9 protein-coding genes are annotated in these 13,626 nt (G+C 66.6%); 5 read left to right on the top strand and 4 right to left on the bottom strand.

Annotated elements, in window-relative coordinates; genetic code table 11:
• Window positions 1-84 precede the first annotated feature (84 nt).
• Together G446_RS0107775 and G446_RS0107770 are read right to left on the bottom strand one after the other, a co-directional pair.
• Window positions 85-1,404: a 5-methylcytosine restriction system specificity protein McrC gene (locus tag G446_RS0107775; protein ID WP_026409734.1), complete on the bottom strand. Its 1,320-nt coding sequence runs from the start codon at window positions 1,402-1,404 to the stop codon at window positions 85-87.
• Window positions 1,385-3,472 (bottom strand): McrB family protein, encoded by a 2,088-nt coding sequence (locus tag G446_RS0107770; RefSeq protein ID WP_034469677.1) that lies wholly within the window; start codon window positions 3,470-3,472, stop codon window positions 1,385-1,387. The genes G446_RS0107775 and G446_RS0107770 overlap by 20 nt, the downstream gene beginning before the upstream one ends.
• 448 nt (window positions 3,473-3,920) lie before the next feature.
• Here G446_RS0107770 and G446_RS16680 point away from each other — a divergent pair, with 448 nt between their 5' ends.
• From G446_RS16680 to G446_RS0107745, 5 genes are all read left to right on the top strand, one after another.
• Complete coding sequence (locus G446_RS16680) at window positions 3,921-4,553, top strand: transposase family protein (RefSeq protein WP_245574627.1); 633 nt, start codon at window positions 3,921-3,923, stop codon at window positions 4,551-4,553.
• 443 nt (window positions 4,554-4,996) lie between these two features.
• Window positions 4,997-5,818: an SDR family oxidoreductase gene (locus G446_RS0107760; protein ID WP_026409732.1), complete on the top strand. Its 822-nt coding sequence runs from the start codon at window positions 4,997-4,999 to the stop codon at window positions 5,816-5,818.
• A gap of 19 nt (window positions 5,819-5,837) precedes the next feature.
• A complete protein-coding gene (locus tag G446_RS0107755; RefSeq protein ID WP_084779085.1) occupies window positions 5,838-7,589 on the top strand; it encodes an MDR family MFS transporter in 1,752 nt (583 codons plus the stop codon).
• A 150-nt stretch (window positions 7,590-7,739) separates the two neighbouring features.
• Window positions 7,740-8,306, top strand: a complete 567-nt coding sequence (locus G446_RS16675; RefSeq protein ID WP_034469693.1) for a sugar O-acetyltransferase — start codon at window positions 7,740-7,742, stop codon at window positions 8,304-8,306.
• A gap of 55 nt (window positions 8,307-8,361) precedes the next feature.
• The gene (locus G446_RS0107745) at window positions 8,362-9,081 is read left to right on the top strand and encodes a nitroreductase (protein WP_026409730.1); all 720 of its coding nucleotides are present in this window, start codon (window positions 8,362-8,364) and stop codon (window positions 9,079-9,081) included.
• 157 nt (window positions 9,082-9,238) lie between these two features.
• On the opposite strand, the gene G446_RS16670 is transcribed toward G446_RS0107745, so the two are convergent.
• Window positions 9,239-10,261: a CPBP family intramembrane glutamic endopeptidase gene (locus G446_RS16670; protein ID WP_084779079.1), complete on the bottom strand. Its 1,023-nt coding sequence runs from the start codon at window positions 10,259-10,261 to the stop codon at window positions 9,239-9,241.
• Between the two features lie 236 nt (window positions 10,262-10,497).
• Window positions 10,498-13,569, bottom strand: a complete 3,072-nt coding sequence (locus tag G446_RS0107735; RefSeq protein WP_026409729.1) for a UvrD-helicase domain-containing protein — start codon at window positions 13,567-13,569, stop codon at window positions 10,498-10,500.
• Between the last annotated feature and the right edge of the window lie 57 nt (window positions 13,570-13,626).

Raw genomic sequence — 13,626 nt, 5'->3', positions numbered from 1 at the left:
GAAAATTCGCCTCCATAGAAACCGTCATCATATTCGATATTCTTGAAATAGAAGTTGACGTAAAAACCGCTCATCTTTTCTAGCTCACCCAGCAATGAATGCCTTCCGGAACTCATCCTCACTTACCCTCATTTGCTGGACGAACGCATCATAGTTTTGTGCATCAAGCGGAATTTTCAACCCGTGCTTGGTGACGCTGACGTCACCTCGTGCCGTGACGTTCGCCTCATAGGTGGATCCCTTGTTCATCCAAAGGAGCAGGTCGTCGGTTCCGGTCGCCTCTGGATACAAGTAATAACCGGCCTTGGCATCGAACCGGAACATGTAGGCAAGCACCTGCAGATAATCGCGGTTTCCGATGTTGTCGATTGGCTTGTACTTGGCATCGGCAATAATTCTCGTCTCGTTATTCCTGCTGATGAAATCCGGGTAGATCAACCCGATATTCCCGTCAAAGAGCCTCTGTGCTCCCTTGCCGCCCTTGTTCATCGGATGGTAGAAGGCATCTTCAATCAGGGAATTGACGTATTCCTCCCATAGCCACGCTCCGTCGAACAGGATGCCGTATATCTGCCGCAAGCCCGAACCTATCTGATGCTTCTGGTGCTGAAGAATCAAAAGGCACAGCCTCTGGAGTGCGAAATATTCTCGGAAGTATGCATGTCGTATGGAGTTCTTCTTGTTCGCCTCTACTATCTTCTGGCGATCATACAGCTCGTAGGAAGGGGTCGCCTCGATGACGAGCTTCACTTCGTCTTTCACTCTGGTGAGTAGATGACCGCCGTATGGCTTTCTCTTAATGAACTCGATCGTATGGCGCACCAGCTCCATCAAGATATTGTCGTAGGAGAATTCTCTTTGGCTGTATGCGACATTCCCGGTAAAGGGCGTGTTCAGCTCGATATGCCTTGCGATGTCGACGGTTCCCTTCACATTTCCGTCGTTATACCAGTTGCGGACATATCTCTTGAAGAGCCCTTTTCTCATGGCCGTCTTCAAATAGTACGGGAAGAGAAAGAGCAGGAAATTGAAAAGACGGTTGTTCTGGTCTGCGTCAGATTCTAAATCCACGATGTTGGGAAAGTCCAGCACGCGGTCGAGGAGGTATTCGAAAAAGTAGTCCTCCTCTTCAGAACTGAACCGGGATTCGATGATCAGCCGCTCGTTTCCGCAGCCGAGAAAGCCCATCACGTTCCCTGCCCGGTAAGAGCCATTGACGCTTTGGAGGATCATCTGATCTTTCGTTAGATCCTCCGCTTCGACGATGAATTCGGGGAACACAAACACACCCTCGCGCTCCAGTTGCTCGAGTGTCTTATCAGCAATCCGGCGCGTAAGGACTTCGATGCTTGAGAAAGCGTATTTCTTTACTTGTGTGTTGTCCTTAATTTTGAGCAGCTTCATCGGCATCTCCGTCGGTCGGCTTATGGTACCCATAGGCCTTAGCAAGCCGATTCATAATGCTTTCCTCGTCATACATCCCCTGAATGTATTCCTGAAGCAGCGGGTGCAAATAGTCCGTCCAGAGCTGGTCGAACGTCAGCGTCTTCAGCTTCAGGAAATAGGAAGCACCGATCTGGTAATTCTCGTTAAGATCCTCGACGGCGGCAATCTCTCTGTTCAGCGCCGACATGCGCCTGATTGCCTCTGCCTCAAGCTCCTCATCCTCCAGATTTGCCAGCATTTCAAGCCGCTCGTCTGCCCTCAGCTCAACAAAACGGAAACGGCGTCTCATGGCAAAATCGAAGTTGTCGACAGAGCGATCAATGTCATTCATCGTGCCGATTATGTAGACGTTCTCTGGGATGTAGAACTTCTCGTCTGGATCGGCGTGGAGGTTCGCATACTGCGTCGAGATCTCTCCGGCGCGACCGCGATATCCCGGATCGATGGCGAAGAACAGTTCGCCGAAAATTTTAGAAATCTCACCGCGATTGATCTCGTCGATGATGAATATGTATTTCTTCAATTCGGTCTGCTCGGTCTTTCCCTTTGCGCTGGACGCCTTCTTCGACTTGATCGCTTTGTAAATGGCGAAATCATAGGAATAAGCCTGTGTAGCGAAGGTCTTACCGAAAAACGCGGTGATGTCTTTAATCTTCGTGAATTTAACGTCAGACTCAAGCATCCGCCGAATCTCGTCAACGTTCAGCGCCAGCTTATTAACTGTGGCATTTCCGGGTATCGAAATATTGATATGGCTTTCGTCCACACTCGTGATAGTGAACTCGTTACCATTTATGGTCTTGAATGTGTCAACACCGAGCTCGATGCCGGAGAAGAAATCTGTCATGGATTCTTGAACAGATACTTCTCTCTCGATAGCCTCTTCTGATTTCTGGGAGTCCTCGTAGTTCTTGCGGGCACGGGCAATGAACTTCTTGAAGATGCCATCCTGCAGCTCGAAGCCCATCGTCCCGTCATCATTCACTTTGGGGCGCAGTCCCTCCACGAAATTGGAGTAGTCATAGCTCGGGTGGAACTGGACGAACTCGACTTGCTTTCTCTGTTCTTCGGAGAGCTGGGTGAACTTTTCATAGTATCCGTTGCTGATGATATCGGCGGCTATTTCCTTAGCAAGGTATGACTTGCCCGTGCCCGGAGCGCCCCGGAAAATCAAATTCTTCGACTCTATCAGCATGGACGAGAAGGGATTCTGATATCCCTTGAACTGCTGAACAAGCTCCTCCTGAGCAGCCGCCTCTGCTGTGGCTTCCTGCTCTTCCTGCTCGTCCTTTTTACGATAAGTCAGGATCATCTTATCGCCCGGTTCGCCGAATCGCTTCAGACACTCTTGAACGAAGATGATGGTCGAGAATACATTCCAGCAATACAGCACGAACTGTCTGCCGTTGTCGTAACTGTAGGTGAGGTACTCTATGGTCTTACGATGCTGCCTGAATTCCTCCACGCTCGTGTAAATGCCGCAGATTGTTTCGCTGGAGGGATTGTACTTGCATACAGGAAAACTCTCCCGACCTTCAACCGAAAGGGATGCAATCTGCTTCTCGAAAACCTGACATGCAATTCGGGGCATGGTCTGATTGGAATTGCGTCTTTCGCCTTTGCTGTAGGTGCGCTTAATAACCTCACCGTCAGATTTCTGGAGATAAGCATTCAACGGCTTGTAGTTGTCACCAAGGGAGAGGTTGTCCATCGTGAAGCGTTCGTCTGTAGAGGTCACGCTATCGGCTGTGATTGTCATCTCGAACTTTTCTTGCTTGACCTCGATATTGAAGCCCTGCCCCTGCAGGTAGGACTTCGCCTCGACGGCATTAAATCCCTCAGTGTCGACTTCTTCTCCCGTAGCTATATGTGCAGCAACGGCAATCACATATTTCGGCGGGTATTTCTTCCCATCCTCAGTAACAAGTTCATATTTCGTGCTCTGATTATGGAAAGGCGCACCCTTTTCATCGATGTATTTCAGAGCATCGGCAATGTTTTGTTCACTAATCTTTGGGATAGCCATGCTACGCCTCCTTCCATATTTCTCTTCTGGTTCCAGATATTTTCTCCATGCTGTAGTGTCTCTTTCGCGGTAATCTCCCGATTACGGAGTCCCCGTGTTATTTAAGCCATCGGACTGCCTTTTGACACTCGGGAATCTCCTCAGCAGAATCGCTCCGAGTGATTCATTTCCTTCCTATTGAGTCAATTCATGCACGATGACATAGAAGGTTATTCAGTGGACGTCTGCGCACATTTCCGGGAATCGATATTATGATGACCGGTTCCCATTGAGGCATGATGGCTGGCGAACAACGTCAACAACCTCGTGAGGAACGGGCTATCGTCATGGAGTATACCACGGGGCTGCCTACCGCCAAGTTCGCCGATTTGCTCACCCTCATCCGCCTGCGCGAGGAGTGGGTCGAGAGGTATCCGCCGAGCCTGGGGCTGAGGACTCGCTGAGGGCGGTGCTGATCTACATGCGTCACAATGTGATACAGGCGGTGATCGGAGAGCAGCTGGGTGTGTCCCAGTCCACGATCTCGCGGGCCATCGGGGCCGTGACCGATGCGATCGTGGCCCTGAAGGACGTGCTGCTCACGGCCGAGGAGGTGCCCCAGGGGTGCGATTACGTGGTGGACGGCACTCTCTTCCCCTGCTGGAGTTGGCGCAATCACCGCGAATTGTGGTCGGGCAAACACAAGACGACCGGCGTGAACGTCCAGATCCTGATCCTGCCGGACGGCCGCCTGGTGCAGGCTTCCGATCCTTATCCGGGGTCCATGCACGGCGTGGCCGCCCCAGGCTCCTCCGGACTGCTCGAGGGAATCGACCCCTCCAGGTGGATCGCCGACAAGGGCCATATCGGAAGGGGAATGATCACGCCCCATAAGAAGCCCCCCAACGACGAACTGAGCGAGGCGGCGAAAGAGGCCAACAAGAGCATCAACCGGATCCGCCGGGCCGAAAGAGCGGGACATCGCCCACATCAAGGCCTGGAGAATCCTCCACACCGACTACCGGCGCCCCCTGACACATTCGAGCAGACCATCACCGCCGCACTCTCACTCTATATTCCTTCAAAACCGCCCCCTGAATAACCTTCCCGGGCGCCGAGACGTGCACTTCGCACTCGAAAGTGCAGTTCCAACCGTCGTTCTCGAGTGCAAAACGCACATCTCGAGGGCGAAATGCACCTCTTGAGAGCAGAATGCACATCTCGACGAGCACAGGATCGACCCGCCTCCCACTATCTCGGACGGCCCCGCCCACGCCGCCCCGCACCGGTCCCGGTCCGCGGACCACGACTCCCGGCGAGAAAGGCTCATTGCGCCCCTCTCGTCCCGAGGGGGCGCGGGGCGGGGCCGCGCGCTCGGCCAGCACATCCGGGTCGACGGTCTCGTCCCGAGGGGGCGCGGGGCGGGGGATCAAAACCACGCGCCAGCCACCTTTTTCGTCACCGGACCTCCCACCACCGATCCGCCCGAGCCCGCGGGAGTCGCAAGCGGCGACGCTCCGCCCAGCGAGGAGGAGAATGAGGGGCGTGAGCAGCACCCCGTACTCCCGCCCGCCGCTGGCCGGGCGCGTCGTCGTCGTGACCGGCGTGAGCAGGCGCGCCGGCATCGGCCACGCCATCGCCTGCCGGGCCGCCGACCTCGGCGCCTCACTCGTCTGCCACCACTACTCCCTGCACGACGCCGAGCAGCCCTGGGGCGCCGACTGCGTGGAGGCGACCCTGGACTCCGTGCGCGCTCACCTGACGCCCGGCGCGCGCCTGACCGGCATCGAGGCCGACTTCCGCGATCCGACGGCGCCCCGGGCCGTCATCGAGCACGCCGTCGCCGAGCTCGGACGCGTCGACGCCCTCGTGTGCAACCAGGCCTCCTCCGGGCGCGACGGCGGCCTGGAGGAGATCACGGCCGCGGACCTGGACCACCACTGGGCCGTCGACGCCCGCGCCGGCCTCCTCTTCGTCCAGGCCTACGCCGAGCGCTTCCGCCCCGACCCGGACCGGGATGCCCCCGCCCTGGCCGGCTCGGCGGTTCTCATGACCTCCGGCCAGGGCCTGGGGCCGATGCCGCGCGAGATCGCCTACTGCACGGCCAAGGCGGCCCTGGCGGGGATCACACCCTCGCTGGCCGCGGGACTCGCCGAACGGGGCATCCGCCTCAACACGGTCAACCCCGGCCCGGTGGACACCGGTTACATGGACGCCCCGACGCTGCGCGCGGTCGATGCCATGTTCCCCTCGGGCCGCACGGCCCGGCCGCAGGACCCGGCCCGGCTCATCTGCTGGCTCCTGACCGACGACGCCTCCTGGGTCACCGGCCAGGTCATCTCCACCGAGGGAGGATTCCGGCGCTGAGCCGCCCGTGAGAAGGATGATGAACAACACCACCGCGCCCGCCGCCCCGGCCCCCGTCCCCGCTCCCGAGCCGACCGGAGCCGCGCCGACCGGGACCGGATCAACCGGGGCCGCGCCCGCCGCCCCGGGGACGATCGAGGGCATGACCTTCCGGCCCGACGGCCGCTTCTGGATCGTCTACGCCTGCCTCATGACGGTCCAGTTCCTCGCCGCCATGTACCACACGGTCGTGGCGACGGCCCTGCCCACCATCATCGGCGACCTCGGCGGGGTCGCCCACATGTCGTGGGCCGTCACCGCCTACACCCTGGGCCAGACCCTCGCCATGCCCGTGTACGGCAAGGTCGGCGACGCCCTGGGCCGCAAGCCCCTCTACCTGCTGGCGATCGCCCTGTTCGTGGGCGGCTCCGCGCTGTGCGGGACGGCCGCCGGCATGCTCGGCTTCACCGTCTTCCGCTTCCTCCAGGGCCTGGGTGGAGCCGGCCTCATGATCTGCTCCCAGGCCATCGCCGGCGATCTCATCCCGCCGCGGGTGCGCGGGAAGTACCTGGCCCCCATGGGCGCCATGTTCGGCATCGCGGCGATCCTGGGCCCGCTGCTGGGCGGCTGGCTCACGGACTGGCTCGGCTGGCGCTCCATCTTCTGGTTCTTCCTGCCCTTCGGCGCCTTCGCCTGGATCGCCGTCGCCCTGGCGCTGACCATGCCGCGCCGCCGGGTGCGGCTGAGCATCGACTGGGCGGGGCTGGCCCTGGCCGGCGTCGGCGCCACCGGCATCGTCCTGCTGGCCACCTGGGGCGGAACGGCCTACCCGTGGAGCCATCCGCTCATCGTGTGCCTGCTCGTGGTCACGACCGGCTCGTGGGCGGCGCTGGTCCCGGTGGAAAGGCGCGTGCGGGACCCGCTCATACCCCCGCGGATCCTGGCCGACCGCACCTTCGTCGTCGCCACGATCGTCTCGGTGCTCATGTGCGCCTGCCTGTTCGGCATGAACGGCTACCTGCCCACCTACCTGCAGATGGTCCACGGCGTGAGCGCCACGGTCTCCGGGCTGGTCCTCGTGCCCGGGGCGGCCGCCATGTTCGCCGGCTCCCTCGTCTCCGGGTGGCTGGTCAGCCGCACGGGCCGCTACCGGATCTACCCGGTCGTCGGCTCTCTGCTGGCCGCCGCCGGCATGGCGGTCCTGGGCGCCGTCCCCGCGGGGGCGTCGGTGTGGTGGTTCGGGGTCGGCGTCTTCGTCCTCCAGCTGGGGGTGGGCATGTTCCTCCAGCTGAGCGTTCTGATCATCCAGAACGCCCTGCCCGCGCGGATGCTGGGGACGGCGACGAGCACGAACAACTTCTTCCGGGAGATCGGGGTGTCCATCGGCAATACGGTGGTGGGCGTGCTGTTCACCGGCCGTCTGACCGTCTCGCTGCTGGGCATGGGGATGAGCGAGGACGCGGCCGCCTCCATCACGCCGGCCGTCCTGCGGGACCTGGACGGGACGACCCGCGCCGCCGTCGTCGGCGCCTACCAGCACGCCCTGGCGCCCGTCCTGCTCGGCCTGGTCCCGGTCCTGCTCGTCGCCGCCGTGGCGGCGCTGGCGTTCAAGCCGATCCCGCTGTCGGTGAAGACGGGCCTGGAGCAGATCGAGGACGAACTCGCGGCGCAAGATGGGCGGCGGAGCGGGCGGGCCGACGGCGCTGACGGCGCCGACGACGCCGGTGCCGGGGGCGCCGGGAGCCCCGGGGACGCGCCGTCGTCGGCCCGCCGAGAGCGCCCGAGCCGATAGCCTCGGTCCATGAGCCAGACCGAATCCGCCGCCGACTCCTCCAGCGCTCCCCCCGCCGCCGACTCCTCCGGCACCGGCGTCCAGCCCGCCGAGCGCTTCGCCGCCGCCCAGCGCTATTTCGCGGGCGACCCGCGCTCCAACCGCGAGCGCATGCTCGCCCGTGACTGGTACGTCGCCAACGACCCCGACAACGCCCGCATCGCCGCCCGCGCCCGACGCGAACTGGGCCGCTACGAGCGGGCCTTCGCCGAGGGCGAGCCCGACGCCCAGGCCCACCTGCGCGCCGCGATCCCGCACCTGGGGGCCGGTGCGATCCTCCTGCCGCCGGTGCGCGTGGACTACGGGGAGAACATCATTGTCGGCGAGGGCAGCTTCGCCAACTACGGGCTCACCGCCCTGGACGTCGCCACCATCACCATCGGGGTGCACTGCCAGTTCGGCCCGAACGTCCAGCTGCTCACCCCGATCCACCCCCTGGAGCCGACGCCGCGCAGGGCCGGGCTGGAGAGCGCCGACCCCATTGTCATCGGGGACAACGTGTGGCTGGGCGGCGGCGTCATCGTCTGCCCGGGCGTGACGATCGGCGACGACTGCGTCATCGGCGCGGGCGCCGTCGTCACCCGCGACATCCCGGCCCGTTCCCTGGCCGTGGGCTCCCCCGCCCGGGTCATCCGCACGCTGGACGACTCCACCTTCGTCCCCCGGCGCCGGTCGTAGAGTCCGGGGCGGCCCCGACCGCCGGCACCATCACCTCTCCAAAGGAGCCACCGCCGTGAACCCCGAAGCCTTCTCCGATTTGGCCTCCGCCCGGCACTCCGTGCGCGACTTCCGGCCCGACCCGGTGCCGGGCGAGGTCCTCGACGCGATCCTCGACGACGCCCGCCAGGCCCCGAGCTGGTCGAACACCCGGCCCTTCATGGTGGCGCTGGCCACCGGGGAGCGGGCGGACCGCCTGCGCGCCGCCTACGTCGCCGAGTTCGACGCGACCCTCCCGGTCCAGCACAAGGAGCGCGGCGCCATGGCCCGCCTGGTCCTGAGCGGCAGGGCGCCCGACGGCGACTACCGCACCTGGGCGCCCTATCCCGCGGAGCTGCTGCCCCACTCCCAGGCCGTCGGCGGCCGGCTGTACGCGCACATGGGCATCGCCCGGCAGGACCGCCAGGCCCGCGACGCGGCCGCCCGGCGCAATTGCGAGGCCTTCGGCGCGCCGGTCATCGGCTTCGTCCTGATCCACAAGAGATTCATGCCCTTCGCCGCGCTCGACGCCGGGCTCATGCTCCAAACCCTGTTCCTGTCCGCCAAGGCCCGCGGCGTCGACTCCTGCCCCCTCGGGGTCCTGGCCACCTGGCGCCGCCCCTTCGACGCCGAGTTCGAGGCGCCGGCCGACTACGGTCTCATCACGGGCTTCGCCCTGGGCTACGCCTCCGACGCCCCGGTCAACGACTTCCGGGCCGAGCGGCGGGCCGTGCGCCTGGTGCCGGCCCGGTCGTGAACCGGGCGGGGCGGGCCCGACCAGGTCCGGCTCGCGACCCCGATGGCCCCGTGAGCCGGGCGGATCGTCACCGGCCTCCGCTGTCCGCGGTGCTCGACGCCGCTCGTCGTCGTCCGCCAGCGTCCGACGGCGCGGCGCCCGCCCGCACCCGCCGCCGTCACCGCCGCTCGACGGCGTCGCCGTCCGCCGGCGCCGGACGCCGCCATCGCGGCGCCAGCAGCATTCCCCGGCGTCGGGCCGCCAGGAGGATCACCGCGGCCGCCGTCGCGCACACGACCACGGTGACGACGGAGCCCTCCACGCCCATGTGGCCGCCGGTGAGCCAGTCGGGCCCGTGGAAGGTCGCTTCGAACAGGCCCCGTTTGATCATTCCGGTTCCCGAGACGTCGGAGCCGAAGACGCCGCCCTGGATGAAGTTCCAGGACGCGTGCACCCCGATGGCCAGCCACAGGCGCCGGGTGAGCAGGTAGCAGGCCCCGAGCAGCGGCGCGGCCGTGAGGGCGATGATGAGGCAGCCGGACAGGGTCGCTCCGGGGTTGGTCAGGTGCAGCAGACCGAAGATGACGGAGATGGTTCCGAGCGCCCACCAGCTGCCCAGTCTGGTCTCGATGAGTCGCTGGAGGAATCCGCGGAACATCATCTCCTCGTTGAATCCTCCGAGGACTCCGGCCAGCAGGCCGACGACGATGCCCTCCGACCAGCCGACCCCGGTAATGCGGTAGGCCCCCGCCAGGGCGAGGACTGCGAAGACGGCGCAGATGAGCGCGCCGCCCAGCGCTAGCCCCGCGGCGAGTTCGCGCAGTGCGCCGGGGCCGCCCATCTCGGGCGCTTCACGGCAACCGATTCGTCGGACGATGAGGCGGTACCCCGCCACGACCGTGATCACGCACGTCGCCGAGACGAGGAGCGCGGTCGTCAGGTAGGCCATGGGTTGCGGCATGACGGATGTCAGCAGGTGCGTGCCGCCCCGCGCCACGACGATGATCAGGGTCTGGGTGAGGAGGAAGAGTCCCGCTCCGGCGAGCCCCTGGAGCCAGGGGCGTCGCTCGCGCGAGCCCGGAGCGGCGGGCTCCGCGGAAACGGCGGGGGCGGCGGAGTCCGCAGGAGCGGCGGGCTCCGCGGAAACGGCGGGGGCGGCGGAGTCCGCGGGAACGGAGGGAGGACGAGGATGCTGTGCCATGCGGCAATGACACCATGAGCCGCCCCGCCCCTCCATGGGGCCAGCACCAGGGACCGGGGCGGAGCCGGTGGGGCAAGGTGGAGCCGGCACCACCCCGGGCGCCGCGGACACCGTCTACTGCGCCCCTTCACCCTCCGCCACGCTCCTTTTTCTCGTACAGTGAAGGGTCAAGAGGCGTAGCAGAGACAAAAGGGCGTAGCGGACGCCTCGGCCAGGTCCGAGCCGGCGCGGACCCCTCAGATCCTGGCGATCGGCGCCAGGCGCAGTATGAGGCGCTTGGTGTTCTTCGCGCCGTCAACGGTGAAGGTGACGCGGGCGACGGTCGAGCGCCCCGTGCCCTCCAGGGCGACGACGTCCCCCTCGCCGTAGGCGTCGTGGCGGACGCGGTCCCCGACCTTCAGGCCGGCGACGGCGGCGGGCAGCGCCCCGCCGTCGGCCCCATCGGCCCCGGCGCTCGAGCCGTCGAGCCGCGTGGGCCTGCCCCGCTTGGCCATGCGCTCGGCCCGCCGCGCCTCGAAGCGGTCCTTGGGGGTCTCGACCCGGCCGAGCCGCCCCGTGCGCTTCGGGCGGCCCGAGCCGATCGCCGGGGCGAAGTCATCGTCGTCGGCCCCGCCGCGGCCCTCGGCCCTGTCGCGTCCGGCCCCGTCGCGGCTCGCGAAGCCGCCCCGACGCCCGGTTCCGCCCCGGCCCCCGCCGTAGCCGGACCGTGCGCGCCCTCCGGAGAAGCCGCCCTCGCCCCAGCCGGCCCCCCAGCCCGTCCCGCCGCCGCGCAGGGCCTCCATGGAGGAGGCCAGGCGCTTCCAGTCCATGACCTCGGCGGGGATGTCGTCGAGGAAGCGGGAGGCGGGCATGGCGCTGGCGGCCCCCCAGGCCGAGCGCACCGCGGCGCGCGTGACGTAGAGGCGCTCGCGCGCCCGGGTCAGGGCCACGTAGGCCAGGCGCCGCTCCTCGGCGAGATCGGTCTCGTCGGCCATGGCATGCGAGTGCGGGAAGATGCCGTCCTCCAGGCCGGTGACGAAGACGACCGGGAACTCCAGCCCCTTGGCGGTGTGGACAGTCATGAGGGTGACCCGCCCCTGGTCCTCGGCCTCGCGCGCCGCCTCCTCGTCCAGGTCGGCCGCCGGGGGGAGCTGGTCGGCGTCGGCCACGAGGCTGACCCGCTCCAGGAAATCGGCGAGCGCGCCGTCGGGGTTGGCGTCCTGGAAGTCGGCGGCCACCGAGTGCAGCTCGGCGAGGTTCTCCACGCGCGCGGCGTCCTGCGGGTCGTCGCTGGCGCGCAGCTCGGCGAGGTACCCGGAGGCGTCCAGGGCGGAGTCGAGGATGTCGGCGACGCCGTCGCCGGCGGCGAGCTGGTGGCGCAGCCCGACGAGCAGTTCGTGGAAGCGGGTCACCTGAGTGCGGGCGCGGGTGGTCAGGCCCTCGACGGCGGGCGGCTCATCGCCGTCGGCCCCCTGATCGCGGGCCTCGCCGGAGGCGGCCCCGCCAGCCCCGCCTGCGCCCTCACCGGTCGTTCCACCGGCCCCGCCCGCGCCCTCGCCGGTCGTCCCGGCGGCCCCGCCCGCACCGGCCCCGGCGCCGCCGCGGGGGCGCTCCTCCCCGGCGGCGTCGGCGATCGCGACCCCGAAGGAGACGCCGTAGCGGGCGGCGTGCCGGACCAGGGCCGCCTCCGCCTTGTCCCCCAGGCCCCGCTTGGGGACGTTGAGGATGCGGCGCAGGGACACGTCGTCGTCGGGATTGTCGACGGCGCGCAGGTAGGCGATGGCGTCCTTGACCTCGCGCCGCTCGTAGAAGCGGGTGCCGCCGACGACCTTGTAGGGCTGGCCGGAGCGCAGGAAGGCCTCCTCCAGGGCGCGCGACTGGGCGTTGGTGCGGTAGAAGACGGCCACGTCGCGGGGGCGCACGCCGGCCTCGTCGGCGAGGCGGTCGATCTCGGCGGAGATCCAGCGGGCCTCGTCGTGCTCGGAGTCGGCCACGTAGCCGGTGATGGGGGCGCCCGCCCCGGACTCGGTGAACAGCCGCTTCTCGCGGCGCCCGGAATTGCGGGCGATGACGGCGTTGGCGGCGTCGAGGATGTTCTGGGTGGAGCGGTAGTTCTGCTCCAGCAGAATGGTGCGCGCCGTCGGGTAGTCCTTCTCGAACTCTTCGATATTGCGGATGGTGGCGCCGCGGAAGGCGTAGATGGACTGGTCGGAGTCGCCGACGACGGTCAGCTCGCCGGGCGGCAGGGGGCTGCCGGCCCCGGAGGTGCCCGGGCCGCCGACGAGCTCGCGCACGAGCACGTACTGGGCGTGGTTGGTGTCCTGGTACTCGTCGACCAGGATGTGGCGGAAGCGGCGCCGGTACATCTCCGCCACGGCCGGGCGGGTCTGGAGGAGCCGGACCGCGCGCATGATGAGGTCGTCGAAGTCCAGGGCGTTGGCGGCGCCCAGGCGCGCCTGGTAGGCGCGGTAGACCTCGGCCAGGTGGCGCTCGAACGGGTTGGAGGTCACGGCGCGCTCGGCGAAGTCCTCGGGGGTGACGAGCTCGTTCTTCAGGTCGGAGATGCGGTGCGCGAAGGCCTTGGGGGTGAAGCGCTTGGAGTCGATGCCCAGCTCGCGCACGACGAGGGTGATCAGGCGGGTGGAGTCGGCGGCGTCGTAGATGGAGAAGGTCGAGCGCAGCCCGGCGGCCTCGTGCTCGCGGCGCAGGATGCGCACGCAGGCGGAGTGGAAGGTGGACACCCACATGCGCTCGCCGACCGGGCCGATGAGCGCGGCGACCCTCTCGCGCATCTCGGCGGCGGCCTTGTTGGTGAAGGTGATGGCCAGGATCTCCCCGGGGCGGGCGCGGCGCGTGGCGATGAGGTGGGCGATGCGGCGGGTCAGGACCCGGGTCTTGCCGGACCCGGCGCCGGCGATGATGAGCAGGGGCGAGCCGGAGTGGATGACGGCCCGCCCCTGGGCGGGGTTGAGGTCGCGGATCAGCTCGTCCGGGTCGACGGCGGTGGGGGCTGCGCCGTAGGGGGCCGACGGCGCACCGGCGGCTTCGGCCCGGGTCCGGGCGATGAGGGCCGCGGTCTCGGCCTGGCGGTCCTCCCAGGTGGGGGCGACGGCGGCCCTGTCCTCGGCGCTGGGCGCCCAGTCGTCCTCCGGGCCGTAGTCGGGCTCGCCCCCGGGCTCGTCGGGGGCGTCGACGTCGGCGAGGGAGTCCTCCCAGCCGTCGTCGGCCGGGGCAAGGGCGGGCAGGACGGTCTCAGCGGCCGGCGCGCGGCCGGCGCCGTCCGACCCGGGTGCGGACAGGGCGCCGAAGAGTGGGTTCATCGCATTCATCGTGGGGTCAAGAGTAGTGGACGGGGACGCGCCCTCACGCGCCCGAGCTCGGTGCAG

The organism is Actinomyces dentalis DSM 19115 (assembly GCF_000429225.1).
In the GTDB taxonomy this organism is placed as follows: domain Bacteria; phylum Actinomycetota; class Actinomycetes; order Actinomycetales; family Actinomycetaceae; genus Actinomyces; species Actinomyces dentalis.
Note: the sequence above shows the minus strand (reverse complement) of the source record. Positions and strands in the feature narration are given on the sequence as shown.

What these genes read in the sequence shown, in the direction of transcription:
- G446_RS0107775 (WP_026409734.1), bottom strand. Translation starts at nt 1,404, where the DNA reads ATGAAGCTGCTCAAAATTAAGGACAACACACAAGTAAAGAAATACGCT.
- G446_RS0107770 (WP_034469677.1), bottom strand. Translation starts at nt 3,472, where the DNA reads ATGGCTATCCCAAAGATTAGTGAACAAAACATTGCCGATGCTCTGAAA.
- G446_RS0107755 (WP_084779085.1), top strand. Translation starts at nt 5,838, where the DNA reads ATGAACAACACCACCGCGCCCGCCGCCCCGGCCCCCGTCCCCGCTCCC.
- G446_RS16675 (WP_034469693.1), top strand. Translation starts at nt 7,740, where the DNA reads ATGCTCGCCCGTGACTGGTACGTCGCCAACGACCCCGACAACGCCCGC.
- G446_RS16670 (WP_084779079.1), bottom strand. Translation starts at nt 10,261, where the DNA reads ATGGCACAGCATCCTCGTCCTCCCTCCGTTCCCGCGGACTCCGCCGCC.
- G446_RS0107735 (WP_026409729.1), bottom strand. Translation starts at nt 13,569, where the DNA reads ATGAATGCGATGAACCCACTCTTCGGCGCCCTGTCCGCACCCGGGTCG.